Origin of the sequence: Virgibacillus byunsanensis (genome assembly GCF_042675965.1) — a bacterium.
Classification (GTDB): domain Bacteria; phylum Bacillota; class Bacilli; order Bacillales; family Amphibacillaceae; genus Virgibacillus_R; species Virgibacillus_R byunsanensis.
On sequence record NZ_JBHTKJ010000028.1, the window covers coordinates 19,770 to 42,329 of the forward strand.

Sequence of the window (22,560 nt, forward strand, 5' to 3'; positions counted from 1 at the left end):
TTCGTTCAGTTGGACACTGCGACTTTACTCCAGAAGAGGAACAAGAGGCCTTTAATGACCTTGTAACATGGGTAGAAGAAGGAATTAAACCAGCTGGAAATAACATTTTAGACCCGTCTGTTTTTTCTGACTTCAGTTTTGGGACGCAGTTTACAAGAGCATATAGATGGTTTGACCGTTAAACTTTTCCTGATTAAGAATAATAATACTACAATCCTAAAGGGGTGGGCTTTTCAGTAGTCCTCCCCTTTTATAATTGCTAAACCCTTGTAATCCTAACTTAATTATAGCTTCATATTTCACTAGAAAGGGTATATCCTAAAATAGAAGTAATATAGAAAAAGGAGTTAGACAAGATGAACCAATCATTCCTAGCCCCCATCAAAAATACCTGGATTCTATTACGGTCCATAGCAGTAATCTCATCAAGCGTTACAACAATTGTGTCTACCATTCTTCCCATATTCTTGTATTATTCGTTCAGTTATCATAAGTTGCTCTTCATATTTCTGTTATTAGTGTTTGGGGCCTTCTTGATTCACGGCGTACTGACGCATGTATTAAATGACTTCGCGGACTATCATTCAGGTACAGATCAGAATAGCCCTGCCATTTTGTCAGGGGGAAGTCGTGTGATTCAAACTGGTATTATTTCTGCTTCTTCCCTCTGGTTGCTTGGAAAATGGCTTATTTTTTCCCTTAGTATGATTGTTATCGGCTTACTCATCTTTGATTACTTTAAAATAGCGCTATTACTCGCTATCGGTATATGGGGGGCCATTTCCTACTCGCTCCCTCCTTTTCGATTTAGTTATCGTCCCTTTATTGGCGAATGGCTATCTATGTTTCCATCTGTTTTCGTGCTTGGGCTAGCCGGCGCCTGGCTGGCGTTGGATTCAATACCGGAATGGGCGCTGCAAAATGCAATCTTCAATGCCTTGTTTTGTTTAGCTTGGGTAATGGTTCATCATATACCAGATCGAGAGGCTGATAGAATGGCTACTCCTATCAAACAGACAAGTGTTGTGTGGGCGGAAGAAAAGTTTGGAGCTGCGTTCAGTCGACTTCCTGCCCTTTTATATTTTGCGTTGGTCGGATTATGTGCGGTCTGGCTTGGAACCGATCGCATTTGGGCAATGATTGGAACGTTAGCTGTGGTGGGTACTGCCATTTTCTTAGTCCTGAGAATGCAAATAGATGATCCTTACCAAGTCTCGGCGTACGAAAAAATTATACTAATACTTGCGATGATTAATGGAGTTTGGCTAGGTATTTTCATTTAAAAAGCCGTATGATCTTCTTCCTTTATAAATGGTACCTTCGTGTTTTGGAAGATAACCTCTGCTATACCCTATTCTCCGTCTGGAAAGTTAGGCTTTTCTTAACTATTCCGGAATCATTACGTTTTTTTATAAAAATTATTACAATAATCTATTTTACTTATAGTTAACATTCCCTTAATCTAGATGAGGAAGGGGGGAATTATTTTTATGTCTTTAGAAAATCAAAACATGCAAGCTAACCCTCAAGAAACCGATGATAAAGGAGATCCTCCTTCAAAACAAAGATGGAAATGGATTGCTGGAGTTTCGTTTACGTTTTTTATTGCATTATTAGGTTTATTACTTGCTCTTATACCTGGATTTGCATATGTAGGTCAGTTAGCTTGTGCGATTATTATCGCTATTATTTACCGGCAAATTTTCGGTTATCCAGAATCCTTACGAGCCGGAGTCACATTCTCTTCAAAAAAATTACTTCGATTAGCAATTATATTATATGGTCTTAGATTAAATATTAATATTGTACTTAGTGATGGGTTAGGATTACTTTTGCGGGATGCATTTGTTATATTATTTGCAATCTTTCTGATGATTTGGCTTGCGAAAGTTTTTAAAGCAAATTCAACCATTTCCTTGTTATTGGGGGTCGGAACTGGAGTATGTGGAGCAGCTGCAATTGCTGCTGTTGCACCAATTATAAAGGCAAAAGATGAAGATACTGCAATAGGTGTCGGCATTATCGCTTTAATGGGGACTGTATTTTCAATTGTCTATACAATCGTCCGTCCTATACTTCCTATATCAGCTGTGGATTATGGTACATGGTCGGGAATTAGTTTGCATGAACTTGCACACGTTGCACTTGCCGCTGCTCCTGCAGGGCAAGATGCACTAGCTATTGCTTTACTTGCTAAATTAGGCCGAGTTTTCTTGCTCATCCCATTATGTTTCATTCTGATCTATATTATGAAGTCTAAAAGTAAAAACTCAAAGCAAGCAAGTACACAAATAGCTTTTCCATGGTTCTTAATTGGTTTTATTGTATTAAGTATTTTAGGTACTTATGTGTTTGGCCATTCTATTCCAGTGTCTGACGGGGTATTTAATAGTATTTATACATTAACAACATGGTTATTAACTGCAGCTATGGTGGGACTTGGTCTTAGTGTCAGCTTTAGTGATTTACGTACTAAAGCCATGAAACCACTGATTGCTATGACAATTACATCAGCCGTTCTCTCTGTTTTCGCTTATTTGATTGTGTAACCAGGAAAGGACCAGGCATTATGCTATCGGGTTCCGTTTCCTATCACAAAACTCAGCATTACACTTTAAAATGTTACTAAAATTGTATATCTGTTTACATCTTATTTGTAGTGATATTTGTAATAGAAAATCTCAGTTTCAACTGAACTGAGATTTTTCTTCTATTATTTTCAATTGCTTCTTTAGTTAACGGTGTACCCTATCGTAGGGAATTAACCAAATCAATCTCTGTTTTCATCACTTCTGCTAATGCCTTCGAATTTAAATCCTTTTCCTCACATAGTTTATCAATGATGTTGTGATAGTCCTCTTCATTTCGATTTTGGCTTAATTTATAAGCAGCTTGGACTTCTTGTATGTTAATTTTAAATCCAACTATACCTTTGATTTGTTTTTTAGTTTGGGAAGAAAGATTCTCCCAAAAAGCTGGATTCTTACGATCTTGTTCATATTTTTGTAATAGTAATATAAGGTCTTCTTGCAATTCCTGTTCACTCATAATACTAGCTGTTCCATATACATGGACAGATTGATAGTTCCATGTTGGTACATTTTCAGACTTATACCAAGATGATGAAATGTAAGCATGCGGACCTTGATACATTACAAGGACGTTTTCATCATTATCCTCGAACGTTTTCCATTGAGGGTTCGCATAAGCCATATGTCCAGTTATAAAGTAATCATCTCCTAGGTTATGTAATTCCAAAGGCAAATGAGTAGCAATAGATTTTCCTGTTTTGTCGTTACAATTGTTCCAAAAGAGTTTCTCTTAATAAATTCTCTGATTTCATCAAAGTCTGTGACTTTAAAATGCTTAGGGATATACATAATAATCCGCCTTTCCATAAAAGTTATATGAGTGTTTTAATCATTATGAGGTCCGTTTGTTCTTCATCACCCATATAAAAAGAGTGGTCTCCAGTTTGAACAAAACCTATTTTTTTATAAAAAGCAATAGCATTTTCATTCTTTTCCCATACACCTAGCCAGATTTTCTTTTTATTATTTTTCATTGCAATTTCCATAGCTTTATTTAACAGATATTTACCAAGCCCATGTTTTTGAAATTTGCTCTTTATATAAATCCTCTCGATTTCAAGTGATTCATCACCCATTTCTTCAGGTTGAGCACCGTTGGTATTGACCTTTAAATATCCAGCAACTTCATTATTAGAATAAACAAAAAAGAATTCTGAAGTGATCGTGGACAATTCCGTTTCCAACTGTTTTGAATTAAATGCTTTTTCCAGATAGTCTTTCATATTTTCAGGTGAATTCTGATCTTGGAATGTTTCTTTGAACGTTTCAATACTTATTTCTTGGAGTATTTGTAAATCTTGACAATTGCACTTTGTTATTTTTACAGTCATTTTAATATGTCGCTCCTTAATATAATCAATAATTTCTCTTGTTTCCCTTTTTTACAAATTCCCAGTCTTTTTCTATATTTTTTCTTACTCTTTGAAGAAGATTGAAAAGGCTTTCCTCCTCACTTTCCGAAAACCCCTCTAATGCAACGGTATTGGAAAAATCATTTTCTGTTTTTATAAGAGGATAAACACTTTTTCCTTTCTCCGTTGGAAAGAGTTTCTTAATCTTTTTGTTATGTTTATCTTCTTTCTTTTCAATAAAGCCATTAGTTTCAAGTTTTTTTACAGCACGAGCCGCTGTTGTTCGATCTACTTTTATCATCTCAGCCAGCTTTTCTTGAATGATTCCTGGGTTTTCACATATTCGCACCATGTACAAATACTGCCCTTTTGTAAGGTTATATTCTTTAAATTCTATATTACTTATAGAATCGAGTGCCCTTGCTATCATTCCAATTTCACGTAGAATTTCCTTCATAATAAACTCCTTAGTTTATATTTTTATTGCAAATACAACAAAAATGGTATCCTAAATTTACACTAATTTTATTGCATTTGCAACAAAAAATAATGAATAAGGAGTACCTATTCTACCTATGTATTAATGGATAACTTTTTTGCGGACTCAGTGGACCTTATTTCCCTTCATTATGTATATTTATCGCTGTTGTCGGACTCTGTGGACCTTATTTTATCAGTTCTAGGAGTAATAGACCGTTTTTACAAGCAATAAGGTCCTCTGAGTCCACTTGACTTTAAAAATACTGTTTTTAACACAAATAAGGGCACTGGAGTCCGCTTAAATTTGTTCGTCTATTATTCGCCCCGTTTATACAAGAAGCGACTGCTCTTCTTGACAATCGCCACCGTTTTTTTGTTAGGAGTTTCATCATTTTTCCTCTATTCAATTTAATTGTTTGTTTCTATTACGCAACCAAACTAATAAACCGAAAATACTATAATAGCAATAAAAAATGGCCATCAAATTAGCATACAAATTGATGGTCATTTTCTATTACATTCTTAATGTGTGTGATTGTTTCGGAACCCGTTAACTTTATGCCCGGTCTTATTTTCAGTAGTAAAAAAAGTTTAAATTGAAAATTACTTTTTCCATTCATCGTAATCTAAATGCTTATATTTATCTAAGAACCGTTTTGGCATTTTTAATGCGTCTTTTCTAAATGGTGGTGCAAGCTGTGTACCATCGACAAAAATGTTGAGGACTGCTGGCTTTCGTTTTGCTAATACCTCCTTTACTACTGGGCCTATATCTTCTGGCTTTTCAATTGTATACCCTAGTGCACCCATTGATTTTGCTACTTCAGCGAAATCAGGTGCATCAATATCAGATCCAACGTAACGATCGTCGTAATAGTCTACTTGGTTCTTCTTCTCAGCGGCCCATGATTTGTTGTTAAACACACAGGCAATGACAGGAATACCTTGTTCTACTGCAGTACTAACTTCGTGTAAGCTCATTCCCCATGCGCCATCACCGATGATTGCTACAACTGGTGAATCTGGCTCTGCTAATTGGGCTCCAAGTGCTGCCGGATATGCAAATCCTGTATTACCAAATGTGAGCGCGGCAATGTGGCGTCTAGTCTGGTTAAATTTTAAATACGCATTAGCAGTTGATGATACGTTTCCAATATCGGATGAGACAATTGTGTCCTCAGGCAATGCTTTTGTTAATTCTAACAGTGCACGTCGTGGATTGATTGGATTACCATCTTCCATAGCTAATTCAACTAATTCTTGATCCCATTCGTCTTTCAACGTGCTAACTTCTTCCAAGCGTTCTCGTTTTTTCTCTGGTGAAGCATATGCAGCTTTTAATTGATTATAAATTTCATCACTGCTTGCCTTTGCATCTCCAATAATTCCAACTGCTACTGGATGTGTTCGCGCGATTTGACGCGGGTTAATGTCGACTTGAATGATTTTGGCGTTCTTCGGGAAATAGTCGATATCATAACAAGGTAATGTTCCAAATACAGATAGTCTCGTTCCAATTGCTAGAACAACATCTGCTTTCTTTAACGTATGCATGGCAGCTTTGGATCCCATGTAGCCAATCGGACCAACTGCAAGTGGATGATCTGCCGGAAATGCATCATTGTGCATATAGGATACAGCTACAGGCGCTGTTAGATGTTCCGCTATTTTCCTGACTGTATCAACTCCGTCTGCATCAACCGCTCCACGACCTGATATGATAACGGGATATTCGGCATTTTTAAGAAGCTCGACAGCATTCCGAATGGATGCAGGGTCTCCGGCACCTCTTTTATCAGCACGGTATTGGTGTGGTTCAAGAATTTGATCTTCTAACTCTCCATAAAAAAGGTCACGTGGAATATCGAATAATACTGGTCCACGCTCTGCATAAGCAATCCGAAAAGCGGTGCGCAAACAATCGGCTACACGGCTTTTATGGGTGACCCGCACAGTCTCTTTTGTAATGTCTTCAAAAATAGATACCTGATTCGCCTCCTGGAAACCATCCCATCCAATGGTAGGTGTCCCAGCGGAAGGAGAAATAACGACCATTGGTGTATGTGCTTGGTTTGCAGCTGCAACTGATGTTACCATATTGGTAATTCCCGGGCCGTTCTGGCCAACAATAACCCCAGCTACACCCGAGACACGTGTATACGCATCTGCCATGTGTCCAGCACTTTGTTCATGGCGTACAGGTAAGAACCGTATGCCAGCTGTTGGGAACAGATCTAACATATCCATAAATGCCGAGCCAACGATACCATAAACTTCTTTAATATTTTCTGCTACAAGGGTTTCAACGATTGCCTCACTTGGGGTCATTTTCATTTTTTGATTCGTTACTTTTCTCACTTCTGTTTGTTGTCTTGTCATTGCAAAATTCCTCCTTTAGAAAATTTGGCTTATCTACCAAAAAATAGTTGTCTAAACATGTATCTCTTTCCCTTAATTACCTGTTGGCAGATGGATTAGATTGCAGGATTCTTTTTCCTGAATAAGGCTTCGTAACGCTTCCAAAAATAATTCAGTTGTCGATTTTAAGATATGATCTTTACGAAATGCGATGTAGAAAGAACGATAAAGAGATACATCATCGATCGGATATGTCCTCAGCAATTTTAACCTTTGCTCTTTCTTGATCGCACTTTTAGAAATAATGGATACGCCTAACCCAGATTCAACTGCCGCTTTAATTGACTCCGTACTACCTAATTCCATCACCACATTTAAATCATCAACCGAAAGTCTATTCTGTGTTAAATATTTATCCACCACAGCTCGTGTACCGGATCCTTTTTCCCTAACAATAAGCGGTATCTTTTTAAGTTGATGAAGCGAAATTTTTACCTCTTTAGTAGAAAAATAGTCGGGTGCAGCTATCAGAATTAATTCGTCCTCCAAAATCGGTTCTAAAACAATTTGCGGATCCTCTATTGGTGTTTCAATTAACCCAACATCAATTAATTGATCTTTAAGTTTTTCTACGACTTCACTCGAATTCGCGATCTTAACACTTATCTGAATGAGCGGATATGAATCTATGAATTGTCTAAGAAATTCAGGAAGTATATATTCTCCAATCGTTAGACTGCATCCCATACTTAAATCACCGTGAACCGTGTTTTCATTTTGTAAAATCTCTTTTTGTGCGGAGTCAGTTAAGCGAACAATTTCTCTGACATATTTTAATAAAATATGTGCAGACTGTGTCATCTCTACTTTTTTCGTTGTTCGCTCAAATAACTTCGTGTTCAGTTCTTCTTCCAGCGCCTTTACTTGCGATGTGATCGTTGGCTGGGTTACATACAATATCTTTGCCGCTTCAGAAAAGCTCTTTTTTTCAGCTACTGCAATAAATGTTTTTAATCGATCGTAATTCATCTAAATAACCTTCCCATCTGACCCAGTCTGAATCAGGTTTATTTTAGAGACTACGAATAACAGTGCTCAGTGTTTCCACAATAAAGTCCAAATCATCCTCTGTACTTGTTAATGGTGGAGCCACAATAAGGACGTTATTTTGACCTGGTACTGTGTCACCATTCTTCCCAATTATTAAGCCTTCTTGTTTACACTTGCCAATAATTCCAGCCATTTTCAACTCGTTAAGCGGTATTTTTGAACGTTTATCAGCTACCATTTCCAAGCCCAACAAAAACCCAATTTGTCTAACTTCCCCAACATTTTCATGTCCGATTAGCTGATGAAGTTTACCCAATTTCTTTTTACCTAAATTACGTACGCGTTCTACAATGTTTTCCCGTTCAATAATTTCAATATTTTTCAGAGCAACAGCACATGCCGCTGGATGTCCTCCATACGTAGAGACATGCCTGAGGTGATTATCTTTTCCCTCTTTCGTAAACGCGTCATAAATTTCCGATTTAACAGCGGTAGCTCCTAGTGGTAGATATCCACTAGTTAATCCTTTTGCCATGGTAACAATGTCAGGTTGAACGCCTTCTGCATGCATGAAACCAAACATTTTACCTGTTCGACCGTATCCAGAAACGACTTCATCCATAATTAGTAATACGTTGTGTTTTTTGCAAATGTCTGTAACACGTTGAATATATTTAGTAGAAGGAACAATGACGCCACCACCTGAAATAAATGGTTCCATGATGAAAGCCGCAACGGTCTCCTCGCCTTCCCAATTAATCATTTCCTCAAGCATTTGGGCAGCTTTTAAATCAGACTCTTCAGCTTCTCCACCAAATATTGATCGGTAGCTATATGGCGGGTACACATGTAAAAATCCTGGCACACCTGGATCATACTTAACACGGCGATTTGCTTGTGCGGTTGCACTTAAAGCTCCAAGTGTCGAACCATGATAACCACGATAACGGGAAATGAATTTATATTTTCCGGGATTTCCTGTTTGATGGTGATATTGACGTACCACTTTAAAGGCTGTTTCATTTGCCTCTGAACCACTATTGGAAAAGAAAGTTTGATAGTTCGCACCTAACAAATCACTAATTTTATCCGCTAAGTCGATTGCAGGTTGGTGACTCATTGTTAACGGAAAATAGGAAAGCTTTTTCATTTGTTCTGCGGCTGCATCTACAATTTCCTGACGCCCATAACCAAGATTTAAACACCACAATCCTGATACACCATCAAGATATTTTTTCCCGTTCTCATCTGTGAACCATGATCCCTCACCGGACACTGCTACTGTTTGCTCAGCATCCGGGTTGTAACGGTGCATTGCATTCCATAAGCGGGATGGTGTCTTATTGACGACATTGCCCATTTCAACTTCTGCCTTCATACCTTTTCCCCCATTTCATATTATTCTTACTGCAATGCCATGCTTAATAAGTAGAAACTGGATTACTTGTAATAATAGAAGACAACGATTTATAGGAAATATTGTGCGTATTGGCTATTGTTTCGTACGTTACAAACCCATCATGTGTATTCACGCCTTTGGCAAATGCCTCGCTGGCTTCAACAGCCTTTTGTAAACCTTTATTCGCAAGTAACACACCGTACTGAATTGTATGGTTCGTCAATGATAGTGTTGCTGTTCGTGACACGCTACCAGGCATATTTGCAACAGCATAATGCAATACATCATGTTTCAGGTAAATCGGATCATCATGTGTAGTTATTTGATCAATTGTTTCAATCGATCCCCCTTGATCAACTGCAACGTCAACAATGACAGATCCTGTTGACATTTTCCTTACCATATCCTCAGAAACTAATTGTGGAGCTTTAGCACCTGGAATCAAGACAGCACCAATTAATAGATCTGCGTGTTTCACAGCTTCTTGTATAGTTAGCGGGTTTGACATTAAAGTGGTAACTGTTCCCCCGAACAAATCATCCAATTCACGAAGACGATTTGCATTGATATCAATAATGGTCACTTGCGCTCTAAGACCGATCGCCATTTTCGCTGCATTTGTTCCTACAGCACCACCACCAATGATGACAACATTTCCCGGCCTAACTCCTGGTACACCACTAAGCAGGATCCCTTTTCCCCCCTTAGATTTCTCTAAAAACTGAGCTCCAATTTGTACAGACATTCTGCCGGCAATTTCACTCATGGGAGCTAACAGTGGTAATGATCCATCATTATTCTGGATCGTTTCATATGCAATTGCGGTCACCTTTTTCTCCACTAACTTTCTCGTCAACTCTTCTTCAGCAGCTAAATGAAGATACGTAAACAAAATTAAGCCTTCTCTTAGATAGTCAAATTCTTCAGGTTGCGGCTCTTTCACCTTCATCACCATTTCTGCAGCCCATGCTTCTTCAGCAGTGGATACAATCTCAGCACCTGTCGTTATATATTCATCATCTTTAAAACCACTTTCATTACCAGCTAAGCTTTCCACCACCACACGATGGCCAGCCTTCACAAAAGTTGTAACGCCAGAGGGGGTTAAGGCAACCCGATGTTCATTGTTCTTAACTTCACGAGGAACCCCAATAATCATTACCATCACTCCATTCTCTTCAACAATAATGAGCCTAACTTTCGTATGATAGGTCTCGACGTCCGTACCAGTTATAGTAAATTTATCTATTATCTATTATATATTATATTAATATAAAAATTCAATGTTTTCATTAAATTCTGATATTTAAAAACCCAATAAGCTATATTATTAAATATAATAAATAGAAATTGTAGTTATAACTAGCCAAACTTTCGCGATAATTTAATTTTAAACATATACATATCACTGCGATAAAATGCTTCTTCCATTTCAATAATAGCACCAGCCTGGTCTTTAATAATCCGCTCTGCAATGAGAACATTCGTATGAGGCGGAACGTCCAAATAACCCAAATCCTCTTGCAGCAATTGCCCACTTGAAATGGTTTGATCTGCTTCAGCGAATTGTATACCTAATTCATGTTCCACTAAATCGTAAAGTGTAGCATTATCCAAATCATATTTAATTAACTCTTCTCCAATCGCAATTGGGTAGTAGTGTCGTTCTACCCCAATCGGAATATCATTCGCATAACGTACTCGTTTGATAAAATACGCCTCCTTAAAACCTGTCCGCTCCTGAATATGAATTGGAGGTGTTGTTTTATAATGTGTAATGAGTTTAGCTCCTGGTTTCATTCCCATATCACGAATGGTTTCTGTTGTACTACTTAAGTTTCCCAGCCAATCACGAAGCGGTTTTAACGAAACAAACGTACCTTTTCCATGCCTTTTTTCAAGGATCCCTTCTCGAACTAATAGGTTAATAGCTTCCCTTACAGTACTTCTACTAATATCATATTCATTCATAAATTCTCGCTCACTTGGAATTTGATCCAAAAATTCTCCGTCAGTAATTTGTTTTTCTATCTTATTTTTTAATTGTAAATGAAGTGGTAAATAACTTTTTTGGTCTAGCATTGGTACAACCTCATTTCAAATATTGAAATTAGTTTTTAAATCCTTCTACGCTATTACAGATTTCTACTATTAGTTTAGCTGAGGGTTAATGTTCCGACTGCAGACCTTTCAGATTCAACTTCACAGAAATAATTCTTCTTTTGATAACCTAGATTATTGACAGAAGCAAAGGTTTGAATCCTTTCATCCTAAGGATAACATTTCACATCATCAACCTTTTGAAATCTTCCTAACCCTATTTCAGAGTAAGCTATTTATTTTTTCTACTTTTTCTAGATTCATTAGTTGGTCGAACAATTTATCACCGTTTATTATGGTGGATGACTTCAAGCAATCTGAAAATTTACAGTGTAATTGGACTTTTGATAAGCATTTATTAGGCGAGCCCTTGGCATAGTAAACCTTTTCCTCAATTGATTTTCCATTTCTCATTTGTATACTAAGCTGTATATAACCAAGATCTCCAATATCACGGTTTTCTTTAATAGCTTTTGTCTCCTTAGTAAAGATCTTTGGAATTAGCTGTTGAATAATCTTACGGTTTACTTTTTCATCAGTAAATGAATCTATTTTCAATTGCTGATCGACTAGCATGGCAGCAATAACATACTGCATACTAAACTTTCCTTCAAGGCCCGTTTGAGGTTTGTTGTAAAGCAAAGCAGCTAAACTTCCAAACGGGGCGAAACAATCGATTCTTTCTACCTGATTAGGATCGATTCTTTCTCTTTGAATTATCATTTCCATGGCATCAACAGCTCGGTGGGTAGCAGAACAGCAAGGATAGAGTTTAATATCAAATCCAGGGTTCTCTATTCCCCATGGCTTACCCCATTTTTGTATGTCATCAATAGATATGTTTTTTTCATCGCCATATAGGTGGAACATACTAAGCCCAGTATCGAAAATTTGATTGCTTGCTGTAAAACCTAGATTAATAAGCTCAGCTGCTTCAACCCCATTTTTAGCTGCATAACCAACATGAAATGGTTTAGTCATCGTTCCAAAATTTAACCGCATTCCAGAGGCCATAGAACCTGCCAACCCTAATACCATTTTCATCTTCTGTTTATCAAAACCATAAAGTTTTCCTGCAGCCACTGCAGCACCAATAACCCCCCATGTAGCCGTGGCGTGCCACCCTTTCAGATAATGTGACGGATTCATGCTTCTGCCTAATTTCACCATCACCTCCGTACCTAGGATAAAAGCAAGTATCATCTCCTCCCCTGTAGATTCCCTTTTTTCACCAACAGCCAAAACAACTGGTAGAATAAGAACACTTGGGTGACCACGTAATGAAAAACTTACATCATCATAATCAATCGCGTGTCCCATCGTACCGTTAATTAGTGCGGCATAGCTTGCCGAAGTTTTTAATTGATAACCTAGTATAGTAGATTTTCCTTTACCTTGTTTGTCCTTTATCCACTTAACTAACAAGTCTGAAACAGGCTCATGATAGCCAGTAAAAATAACCCCATAGGTATCAGTAATCGCAACTTTCACTTTTTCAATTGCATTTTCAGTCAGATCGTTATATTGAACTTCACTACAAAAGCGTGCAATTTCTTCAGTGATATTACTCCCCATTTTTAATTCATCCCTTCTTGTTCATAATTAAATCTTTGTTAAAATTCTTATCAAGATTAACCACTAACATGTTGGAAATAATAATTGTTATTTCCATTTTTTTACAAAAAGGTATACTATTTAAAAAATTACAAACACACTTCTTTCTAAAATTTTTTCAATCTAGTAATCACCTCGCCATAAAAGTAAAATTACACTTGGCGATATTTTACAAATAACGCTATTGAACGTACATTGATATATAAACAGCTTTTATAAATATAATCATCCTGTTATATTTTCCTTCTAGTTCTGTTATAGCTTTAAACTATGGGCACCTCTAAAACCTTTTTCATTTTGCATTTCCTATCATTATAAATTATTATTTGAGTCTAATTACGTAAAATTATCATACAAAGATTGATTCCAAAAGAGTTTTCCGGTAATGCCACTTTTCATCCGATATTCTCATCATTTTCTTTCTTACTTTGGTTTTGTTTATCCTTCTTTTTTGAAACAATTAGTTTATTACGTAGAATAATGATTAAAACCATTAAACCAACACCTAAAATATCCGAAGTCAACCCGGGATAAATCAATGTAAGAGCTGATATTGCTAATAAAATTCTTATAAACTTATTATTAATTTCCTCTTTCCATAACCACCCTTGTATTGCACATGCAATGGCATATGTACCTAGAAAAGCACTTATGATAGTGATTATGATTGAAAGTATTGACCCTTGACCCAACAAAGCGGGATTATAGACAAACATAAACGGTATTATAAAGGCAACAGTTCCTAGTTTTACTGATGTTAGGGCAACTTGCATTGGCTTTGCACTAGCTAAGCCTGATGCTGCAAATGCTGCAAGTGCTACAGGAGGTGTAATGGCTGACAAACATGCAAAGTAAAAAACAAACATGTGTGCCGCTAAAACCGGAACACCGAATTCCACTAAGGCAGGCGCAACAACTGCCGCACTAATTAAATATCCTGCTGTTGTCGGTAGCCCCATTCCAAGTAAAAGGCTGGAAAGCATGGTTAGTATGAGGGCGATTATAAGAATGCCACCAGAAAATGAAATAATCAAACTGGCAAATTTGAGGCCTAATCCCGTCAAATTTAATATACCGATGACGAGTCCAGCTGTTGCACAGGAGGCAATTACTTCAAGGGAGGTTTTCGCTCCTTGTGACAAAGCATTGTACGTTTTTTTAAATCCCATTCGCGTTTCTTTTTTTAAAGCCGCAACCACTAAAGCTGATAAAATAGCAAGTAAAGCTGCTCTAACAAGACTTGAATGAACAATTACCAACATGTAGATAAGTACCAGCAGAGGTATGGCTAAATGACCATTCTTTTTTAGAACATCAAAAGGTTGGTTTAAAGCGGATTTGGGTATTCCCTTAAGTTTCAGTTTTGCTGCTTCAAAATCAATCATAAAAAATACCGCTGAATAATATAAAAGCACAGGAATTATAGCAGCATATACGATATCCAAGTAAGGAATCCCTATTAATTCTGCCATTATGAATGCTGCCGCCCCCATTACGGGTGGCATGAGTTGTCCCCCAGTGGAAGAAACCGCTTCTACAGCTCCAGAAAATTTAGGTTTATAACCAATTTGCTTCATTAAAGGAATAGTAAATGCTCCAGAAGCAACCACATTTGCATTCGAACTTCCAGTAAATGAGCCAAACAACGAGCTAGCGACAACTGCAGATTTTGCAGGGCCACCTCTTCGACCACCCGTTAAAGAAATTGATAAATCGATAAATAACTTCCCAGCACCTGAGGTAGCTAGAAACGCTCCGAATAAAATAAACAAAAACACAAAGCTAGCTGAAGAGGCAACGGGGGTGCTGAATATTGCATCAAGCCCTGTCAAATAACTGATTATACGTTCTAAACTATACCCAGAGTGTCCAAGTATCCCTGGAAGTCCACTTCCGAAAACTGCATATAATATGAATATAACTGCAATTAATGGAAGAATAAACCCACAGGTCCGCCTTGTTATCTCTAGAACAAGAAATACTATAGTGGATGCTGCAACAACATCCCATAAATTTGGCGAAATGCCAATCCGATAAATAAGCTGATCTATATCAATTATATAATAAGAAATGGCAGCGATGGCACATAAAACGAAAACTATATCAAGTAGTTTAAAGGAAGATTTCTTTTCATGAGTATTTGCTGGATAAATCAAAAACACAAGTATAATTGCAAACCCTAAATGTGTTAGATACAATATCCATGGATTTAGAGTATAAAATCCACCTAAAACAATAATATGAAAGCACGACATTGATACGGCTATTATTGTCATTATCATGTTTTGTGTATGTGGCAATACCCTCCCAGCACTTTCACCTTCACTAATTTCTTGTACGTTTATTTTTTCTGTTGTTTTAATGTCTGACATCATTTCACCCCTTATTTTATGTGATATTTTAGCTAGGAAAATCATTTAACTTCTCTAATTAGTTATTGCAACAAATACATAAAGTTGGAAACATAGCATCACCTCAGTCCAAAAGGGTTGTTTTTTAACAACGTTTCGTAAAAAAGAAACCGCAATAAAAGGGGAATTATTATTTTAGTCATGTAAATTAAGAAGCAGTTATAAAGGACTACGTATACTCATAATATGTTAAGATTTCAGCAAAATTAAGGGGAAAGTTGAGATTCATTTCCCCCATCTTTCCTCTATAAACTTTAGATGCTTTGGGACACTAGATAGTTAAGCAAAACTTTTTTTGAAAGAGTTATTTTACTCATCTTTAAATCATCACTATTGATGATTAATTAATATTACTGGTAGAAGATTAACTGTTCATCGAATTTTGTAATATTGAGCAATATCTATTTGTTTTCTGGAGGAATTAAGTTTTCTGGAATCTGAATCCCTTCCTCCTTATAATATTTTAATGCCCCTGGGTGCAAAGGGATATTGATTTCCTCAATCTTATTAAAATCCTCCTCTTGGGCTGACGATACAGTTGCCAATAGACCATCAACTTCTTCATAAGTAGTTTTTACAAGATTGTACACAAAGTCCTCGGATAAGTCTTTGGATGCAACTGCATAATTCCAAAATGCAATAGTGTTAATATCTTCATTATGAAAGCTATAAGACCCAGCCGGTATAACGCCAGCAGACCAGTAAGGAACTGCTTCTAGCAATTTTTCCATCTCTTCTTGATTAAACCCGACCAATGAAACATCATGAGATGTCTCCATATCCAATAAAAATGGAGCAGGGATTCCGAAAGCCCCAGAATTAGCATCTGATAGTCCATCTTTTAAGTTCCCGGCTGCTGCATCTACTGGCATTTGACTGACTTTCACGTCTTCAAGTTTTAATATATCAACTAATTTTCCAGTCGCAGCTTCACCAGTACCGCCTGGCATTCCTGTAGTAAGATGTTTACCTTCTAAGTCGGTGATAGAATTAACAGATTTATCTTCTAAAGTATTTACATGAAGTAAACTGGCGTACATTGGGAATAATGATCTAATTTTATCATGTTTTTTATCCGCCCAACCAACGCCATCGTATGCTTCTCCTGCTAACCAAGCCGTAGTAAATCCTAGCTCCATTTCTCCTGACTGAATTAGTTGAAGATTCGTACTTGGACCACCTGTAATCTCTACGGCAATATTTGAATTAGAGACGTTATCATTCATAATCTTTGACCAAGCGCCTCCCCAAACATAATATGAACCACCTTGACTTGATGTACCGAGAGTAAAATTTTTAGTAACCCCTTCATTTGTTTCTCCATCCTGTTGTACTCCATTAGATGAACAGCCTACCGAAATTAATAACAAGACAAATGTGAACATTAATAATCCCTTAAAGTTAATTCCTACTGACATTTGTTTCACCCTCCATAAATTATATTCAGTTCTTTATTCAGTTCTACCTAAACTAGGTAGATAGTTCAAAGACATCTGTAGTTCTTAGACAATTACTCTAGTCCACCCCATGTAAACAATGTACATTCATTCAAAATTAACACCTTTTGTCTATGATAAAGTTATACCATTACCAACCTGTACTTTAATTGTATATTTCATTATCTACCTCCCACTTAATGTGTTGATAAAATTTGGTTGATCTTTTCATTTAAATCAAATTTAGAATTACCAATTTTTTCCTCATAAATAGCGAGTTTATTACTATCCATCAATAAATGTTTTTCAATTTTCTCTAACTGTAATACAACCTCCTCTGGCGCTGGTCCACCTATAGTATCTCTGGAATTCACATTGGTAATTGGATCTAGTGCCTTACTAATTAGCTCTTCCGTTATACTAATACTTTTACCGGTTTTTTCTAAAAATGCTTTAGCTACCATTCCGTAATCAATGTATTCCGCGTTTAAACTTTTTTCATGTACTTCCATAACAACATTTGCTACTATTTGATGTGCCGTGCGAAATGAAACTCTTTCCTCTCTCACAAGCATGTTTGCCAACTCAGTTACAGTACTAAAATTAGCTTTCGTCCTTGATAACATTAGATTATGATTTACCTTTAACGTTTTTAGAGTGGGTACCAACACCTCAACAGCAATTTCTATTTCATTTAAGGCATCCCAATAAAACCTCAAACTTTCCATACTTGATTCTCGTGAGTGTGTATAAGATATATTTTTCAAACTACTAATAGCGGATACAAAAGCCCCTTGAAGGTGTGCAGCTTTAGCTTTAACATGCTCAAGAGTAATTGGATTTTTTTTCTGTGGCATAATGCTACTACAAACTGCAACAGAATCGTCCACTTCAATGTAAGAAAACTCATCTGTAGACCATGTATAAAGATCATGGCAAAAGCGACTTAAATTAACCATAAAAATATTAAGAGAAGACAAAATTTCTAGTATATAATCTCGTGATGCGATACCATCGAGCGAGTTATTCATTACGGAATCAAAACCCAACCAATATGCTGTTTGTTGTCTGTTAATATTGAATGTTGTGGACGCCATAGCACCTGAACCAAGTGGGCTTTGATTTAACCTATAAAATACGTTTTCTAGCCGTTCATAATCCCTCTCAATAGCATGGAGAATCCCAGATAAATAGTGTGCAAAGGTTATAGGTTCTGCAGGCTGTGAATGTGTATATCCGGGCATGATAACGTATAGATTATCTTTAGCAATCTGAAGTATAACTGATCTTAAATGGTTAACTAAAGTGCAAAGTTTAACCAAACAATCACGACTATTTAATCTTGTAATTGTGGCATAAATATCATTTCGACTTCTACCGGTGTGTAACTGTCCACCAATTTCTATTCCTGTTTGTTGATTAATGTGTGATTCTATATTAAAATATAAATCTTCTAATTCCGGATCGATCTCTATGACTCCTGATCCCTTTAATTCCATATTCCTTATCACAGTCAAAATTATCCGACTGTCTTCACGGGAAATGAGTTCCTGTTCAACAAGCATTACAAGGTGGGATTTATTGACTTCTAGTAAATTATAATAACTTTGCTTCAAATCTTTTTTTATTGCTGGCTCAATTATATACTTGATTAGTTCTCCAGTAGGTGCTTTTTTCAAACGTTCTCTCATTTTTATATCCTCCAATCTAGTCTATCAAGACATTTATAAGTTATAAGTACGATTCAACAACTAACTTCTCTACCTATGGTTTTCTATCTCCTAATATGATGTTAACTATAGTTGCCAAGTAATAGTGTCCCTATTTTTCCAATTTGCTAACTATATTTCAGAATTAAGCACATTTTAAGCATCAAATCATATTATTTTTCCAGAAACACATTCTGAATGCTCCTTACCTTACTTTGAAAGTGCTTACATATGATTTTATTAAAATGTTAAGCATAATAGGCCAAATTAAACAATTTAGTAAGGTCACTTTTCCATTATGTCTAATAATAATTTTCTAATATGTCGGTACCTCAAAATAGGGAATAGTTATATAGAATCAGTTCAAGTTAAACGTGGCACATCCTCCCTAAGGATCCCTTCTTATACAATCAGACCAAATATATATATTTAACACCACTATTCACCTCCTAAATTTATGATATAAATAAATACTATTTTATCTAAAAGCATGTAGGCTTTATAAGTGGACCCCTACAGAAGAGGCGTTCGATCTGAATACGAACTACAAATATGTTGAGTACTGTTGGGTCCCTATTCTCAAATTTTTCTTGACCACTCCAGAAGTGCACCTTCCTTCTAAAAATTTACTGATCTTATCTGCAATTTATAACGTAATTTGGTGGTTCATTCCTAAACAAAAATAAAAAACTCTTTTGCTCCGCTATTCAATCAATATTCCTTTCCAACCATGGCATTAGCTTAAACACCCTAATTCTAAAAAAATCACCTTCCCTTGTCTGTACACCCTAAATTCTCTCTATAAACTCCAATCATATACTGTACATTTGAGTTGTAGTGGATTATCGTATTCATAATAGCGATGATTCCCTCTTTCGCAATACTATCCACCACATAGAAACTTCTGATTTTTCATTATTAACACCTTTTCGTAAGTTACAATGATTTAGGCAAAGTCTCTTTTAAAATTAGGCTTATTAAACATTAATTTGATTACTTCGATAACAGAAACCTACACTAAATATTAGTCATGATGTCTGTACCAGCACTTTTGTGGTTAATTTAGAAACATTATACTTAAACAAAGACATAATTTTCAATATTTTTTTAAATCTGTCATTACGAAGGTGAATAAGTTTTATTAGAAAATACTATAAAAGGTTATACATATAACAAATTTTAGAATTAATGCTTCTTCTAAATTCATATTTCCTCTTTGATCCTTTATAATCAATCTTCTACTTTATTATTACCACCTTCTCTTAAGTTACAATGATTCAGGAAACGCCTTTTTTAGAGATTAGCTTATTAAGCATTAATTTGATTACCGATAACAGAAGCCTACACTAAATAATAATCGTGATGTCTGTCCAGCACTTTTGTTGTTGATCTATAAACATTATACTTGAACAAAGATATAATTTTCAATATTATTTTAAAATTCTGTCATTATGAAGATGAATAAGTATTATTAAAAAATACTATAAAAGTTTATACATATAACAAATTTCAGGATATAGACTATCATTACCAAGTCTCGGCTTACGAAAAAATCATACACTTGCGGATGATTAATAGTGTTTGGCAGGGTATCTTCATATAAAAAAAGAACCAGATCCTGCTTGGAACAGAAACTGGCCTTCATTTTATTTTAGATTGTACGTACATGGTTAGCGAGCTTCTCCATCAATTCTTCTGCTGGGATGGTTCTATCTCCTCCACCTTGCGCAATGGAATCCGTTCCTCCGCCTTTCCCATTGATAACAGGCAGGACATCTTTTACGACATCGTTCATATGAACGTCCACATCTTGACTTCTCGAACAGACAAGTTGAAGCTTGTCCTCATTTTCATTAACCAGCAATACTAGTATTTGATCCGTTTTGACAGCAATCCGCTTAGCCAATTGCTGCAGTTCCGGCATGGGCCGGTTTGAAAAATTGGCTTTCACTATTTTCCGATTGCTCAGAATCTCTGCCTGTTCCATGAGTGTATCTGCTTCATAGTCGATTAGCTCCATCTTTAAATCAGTTACCTTTTTTTCGAGTTCTTTATTCGTACTCAACACCTGAGTTGCTCTTTCATGTAAATCGGCTTGAGGGGCATTCAACGTATCCGCCAAATCCTGAATAACCTTATGTTTTTCACTAAGCTGATGCAGTACTCTACTCCCACAAACGAAATAAACGCGTATCTTATTCTTCTTTTGTTTTTCCCAATGTAAGATTTTTATGGAACTCACCTGTCCAGTAGTATCAGGATGTGTTCCACCACAGCCGTTATAATCAAAATCCGGAATGATAACAAGACGAATAGCTTCTGAAACGGACACTTCTTTCCGCAGCGAATAATCGGAAAGTTCTTCTTCTGATACCCATCTTGTTTCCATAATGCGATTTTCCATGATAATATTATTGGCGATTTTTTCAACGCGAGACATTTCCTCATCCGAAAGACGATCTATGTCAAGGTCAATTGAGCAAATTTCCGCACCTAAATGGAAGCTAACCGTTTTATAACCATATTCCTCTTCAAATGCTGCAGATAAAATATGCTGCCCGGCATGCTGCTGCATATGATCAAAACGTCGATCCCAATCTATTTCTCCAGTATACTCACTATGTACCTCCATAGGGGCCTCGGTATAATGTCGAATTTCCCCTGCGATTTCCTCCACATCATACACATGTACACCGTTTAGCGTTCCCGTATCGTGTGGCTGGCCACCTCCAGTTGGGTAAAAAGCAGTTTTATCTAAAATAATATAAAAACGTCCTTGTTCGTCTCGATCCGACTTCTCAAGACTCGCTGTAAAAATGCGCATATATGGATCCTGATAATATAATTTTTCTGTCATAACTCTACTCCTTTGCTGGTTGCTCGATAGCTTTACTATAAACGATAACAAATTAGAAGAATACCAAAAGATATATAATGGTTGAGGCAAGTATGGGATAAGATTAATTTCAGAAATACTTTCTTTCCTAGTAGGATAGGGTTCACTTGTAAGGTGCAAAACATTGATTCACAAGTTATCATTACAGCAACGATCAAAACCTTGAGGACGATTCTCCCCTCAACCCCTTCTTATAGAACATATACTTCTCTCTAATGTCATTTTTTTCTTAAACAATCACACCAGTTACTTAAATAGAAATTACACTGCTTGAACATAGGACACCCTATTTTTTTGAGGACTCATTGACCTTATTTCCTTTCATTATGTATAATTATCGCTGTTGCCGGACTCAGAAGACCTTATTTGTAACAATTCCAGGATTTATAGCTGTTTTTTCATACAATAAGATCCCTTGAGTCCGCTTGAACTTAAAAATCACTGTTTTTGACACAAATAAGGGCACTGGGGGCCGCTTAAAATTCGTCCGCCTACTTCTACCTCGTTTACACAAGAAGCGACTACTCTTCTAGAGCAATCACGCAAGTTTGATAAGTATATTTTTTTATTCCACAAGCGCCCGACTGTGTAACACGATATTAGAAGCTAAAAGACCTTCAGTATTAAAAATAAGGAAAAAAGAATAACAGTAAATACTATACCGCTCAAATATTTTCTCGAGGAGCTTATTTTTTTCTTTTTGAAATATAATCCCATAAAAATGGTGTAAAGCACTCCTGCTAGCAAAGAAGTAACAATTGTTTTTGTAATCAAATTTAATCCCTCCTACAAAGTAACAATATGACCCGATCGCAAGAACATCAGTTCGATCGATACTCTTGTACTAAAGCACCCGTTTGGTTAGTGGAATATATCACAAGATATCACTATTCTAGAATTACACTTTTAAATTCCAAAGCCTACTTAAACCAAAAATCAGACAAATAAATGCAATTAATACAATAATTTTTGGAATATATGATAAAAATGCTACAAGTTCTCCCAACGTCATACCCATTATTGGTATTTTATTTTCAATGATAAGCATATCAATATAATTTTGTATCAAAGGGGGTGCTATAAATAAATAAACTTCATCCTGAATTATTCATAGAATTTCTTTGATTACCCAATAATGCTTATCTATCAAGCATTCCTTTGATT

15 protein-coding genes and 1 pseudogene are annotated in these 22,560 nt (G+C 36.2%); 2 read left to right on the forward strand and 14 right to left on the reverse strand.

The window, feature by feature from the left end:
* Positions 1-292: 292 nt before the first annotated feature.
* Positions 293-463, reverse strand: coding sequence for a hypothetical protein (locus ACFQ3N_RS11315; RefSeq protein WP_390362470.1), 171 nt, complete (start codon positions 461-463; stop codon positions 293-295).
* A 169-nt stretch (positions 464-632) separates the two neighbouring features.
* On the opposite strand from ACFQ3N_RS11315, the gene ACFQ3N_RS11320 reads away from it, so the two are divergent.
* On the forward strand, positions 633-1,283 hold the full coding sequence (locus tag ACFQ3N_RS11320; protein ID WP_390362472.1) for a prenyltransferase: 651 nt from the start codon (positions 633-635) through the stop codon (positions 1,281-1,283).
* Between the two features lie 207 nt (positions 1,284-1,490).
* Positions 1,491-2,549 carry a YeiH family protein gene (locus ACFQ3N_RS11325; RefSeq protein ID WP_390362474.1) on the forward strand — a complete coding sequence of 353 codons (1,059 nt, stop codon included), beginning with the start codon at positions 1,491-1,493 and terminating at the stop codon, positions 2,547-2,549.
* Positions 2,550-2,748: 199 nt separating this feature from the next.
* On the opposite strand, the pseudogene ACFQ3N_RS11330 reads toward ACFQ3N_RS11325, so the two are convergent.
* From ACFQ3N_RS11330 to ACFQ3N_RS11390, 13 genes and pseudogenes are all read right to left on the reverse strand, one after another.
* Positions 2,749-3,380: pseudogene (locus ACFQ3N_RS11330) on the reverse strand (FMN-binding negative transcriptional regulator).
* A gap of 23 nt (positions 3,381-3,403) precedes the next feature.
* Positions 3,404-3,922 (reverse strand): GNAT family N-acetyltransferase, encoded by a 519-nt coding sequence (locus ACFQ3N_RS11335; RefSeq protein ID WP_390362476.1) that lies wholly within the window; start codon positions 3,920-3,922, stop codon positions 3,404-3,406.
* Between the two features lie 25 nt (positions 3,923-3,947).
* A complete protein-coding gene (locus tag ACFQ3N_RS11340) occupies positions 3,948-4,400 on the reverse strand; it encodes a MarR family winged helix-turn-helix transcriptional regulator (protein ID WP_390362478.1) in 453 nt (150 codons plus the stop codon).
* A gap of 626 nt (positions 4,401-5,026) precedes the next feature.
* Complete coding sequence (gene xsc / locus ACFQ3N_RS11345) at positions 5,027-6,802, reverse strand: sulfoacetaldehyde acetyltransferase (protein ID WP_390362480.1); 1,776 nt, start codon at positions 6,800-6,802, stop codon at positions 5,027-5,029.
* A gap of 72 nt (positions 6,803-6,874) precedes the next feature.
* On the reverse strand, positions 6,875-7,810 hold the full coding sequence (locus tag ACFQ3N_RS11350; protein WP_390362482.1) for a selenium metabolism-associated LysR family transcriptional regulator: 936 nt from the start codon (positions 7,808-7,810) through the stop codon (positions 6,875-6,877).
* A 43-nt stretch (positions 7,811-7,853) separates the two neighbouring features.
* Positions 7,854-9,209, reverse strand: a complete 1,356-nt coding sequence (locus ACFQ3N_RS11355) for an aminotransferase (RefSeq protein ID WP_390362484.1) — start codon at positions 9,207-9,209, stop codon at positions 7,854-7,856.
* A gap of 43 nt (positions 9,210-9,252) precedes the next feature.
* Positions 9,253-10,389 carry an alanine dehydrogenase gene (gene ald / locus ACFQ3N_RS11360; RefSeq protein WP_390362486.1) on the reverse strand — a complete coding sequence of 379 codons (1,137 nt, stop codon included), beginning with the start codon at positions 10,387-10,389 and terminating at the stop codon, positions 9,253-9,255.
* A 203-nt stretch (positions 10,390-10,592) separates the two neighbouring features.
* Positions 10,593-11,312: a GntR family transcriptional regulator gene (locus ACFQ3N_RS11365; protein ID WP_390362488.1), complete on the reverse strand. Its 720-nt coding sequence runs from the start codon at positions 11,310-11,312 to the stop codon at positions 10,593-10,595.
* Between the two features lie 240 nt (positions 11,313-11,552).
* Complete coding sequence (locus ACFQ3N_RS11370; protein WP_390362490.1) at positions 11,553-12,905, reverse strand: MmgE/PrpD family protein; 1,353 nt, start codon at positions 12,903-12,905, stop codon at positions 11,553-11,555.
* 434 nt (positions 12,906-13,339) lie between these two features.
* Positions 13,340-15,316: a TRAP transporter permease gene (locus ACFQ3N_RS11375; RefSeq protein ID WP_390362492.1), complete on the reverse strand. Its 1,977-nt coding sequence runs from the start codon at positions 15,314-15,316 to the stop codon at positions 13,340-13,342.
* 440 nt (positions 15,317-15,756) lie between these two features.
* Positions 15,757-16,773, reverse strand: coding sequence for a TAXI family TRAP transporter solute-binding subunit (locus ACFQ3N_RS11380; protein ID WP_390362494.1), 1,017 nt, complete (start codon positions 16,771-16,773; stop codon positions 15,757-15,759).
* Positions 16,774-16,988: 215 nt separating this feature from the next.
* The gene (gene argH, locus ACFQ3N_RS11385) at positions 16,989-18,482 is read right to left on the reverse strand and encodes an argininosuccinate lyase (RefSeq protein WP_390362496.1); all 1,494 of its coding nucleotides are present in this window, start codon (positions 18,480-18,482) and stop codon (positions 16,989-16,991) included.
* Positions 18,483-20,151: 1,669 nt separating this feature from the next.
* Complete coding sequence (locus ACFQ3N_RS11390) at positions 20,152-21,357, reverse strand: alanyl-tRNA editing protein (protein WP_390362498.1); 1,206 nt, start codon at positions 21,355-21,357, stop codon at positions 20,152-20,154.
* Positions 21,358-22,560 lie beyond the last annotated feature (1,203 nt).

Coding starts and splice junctions, on each gene's coding strand:
- ACFQ3N_RS11315 (WP_390362470.1), bottom strand. CDS start 463: ATGGGAAGAATGGTAGACACAATTGTTGTAACGCTTGATGAGATTACT.
- ACFQ3N_RS11325 (WP_390362474.1), top strand. CDS start 1,491: ATGTCTTTAGAAAATCAAAACATGCAAGCTAACCCTCAAGAAACCGAT.
- ACFQ3N_RS11335 (WP_390362476.1), bottom strand. CDS start 3,922: ATGACTGTAAAAATAACAAAGTGCAATTGTCAAGATTTACAAATACTC.
- ACFQ3N_RS11340 (WP_390362478.1), bottom strand. CDS start 4,400: ATGAAGGAAATTCTACGTGAAATTGGAATGATAGCAAGGGCACTCGAT.
- xsc (WP_390362480.1), bottom strand. CDS start 6,802: ATGACAAGACAACAAACAGAAGTGAGAAAAGTAACGAATCAAAAAATG.
- ACFQ3N_RS11350 (WP_390362482.1), bottom strand. CDS start 7,810: ATGAATTACGATCGATTAAAAACATTTATTGCAGTAGCTGAAAAAAAG.
- ACFQ3N_RS11355 (WP_390362484.1), bottom strand. CDS start 9,209: ATGAAGGCAGAAGTTGAAATGGGCAATGTCGTCAATAAGACACCATCC.
- ald (WP_390362486.1), bottom strand. CDS start 10,389: ATGATTATTGGGGTTCCTCGTGAAGTTAAGAACAATGAACATCGGGTT.
- ACFQ3N_RS11365 (WP_390362488.1), bottom strand. CDS start 11,312: ATGCTAGACCAAAAAAGTTATTTACCACTTCATTTACAATTAAAAAAT.
- ACFQ3N_RS11370 (WP_390362490.1), bottom strand. CDS start 12,905: ATGGGGAGTAATATCACTGAAGAAATTGCACGCTTTTGTAGTGAAGTT.
- ACFQ3N_RS11375 (WP_390362492.1), bottom strand. CDS start 15,316: ATGTCAGACATTAAAACAACAGAAAAAATAAACGTACAAGAAATTAGT.
- ACFQ3N_RS11380 (WP_390362494.1), bottom strand. CDS start 16,773: ATGTCAGTAGGAATTAACTTTAAGGGATTATTAATGTTCACATTTGTC.
- argH (WP_390362496.1), bottom strand. CDS start 18,482: ATGAGAGAACGTTTGAAAAAAGCACCTACTGGAGAACTAATCAAGTAT.
- ACFQ3N_RS11390 (WP_390362498.1), bottom strand. CDS start 21,357: ATGACAGAAAAATTATATTATCAGGATCCATATATGCGCATTTTTACA.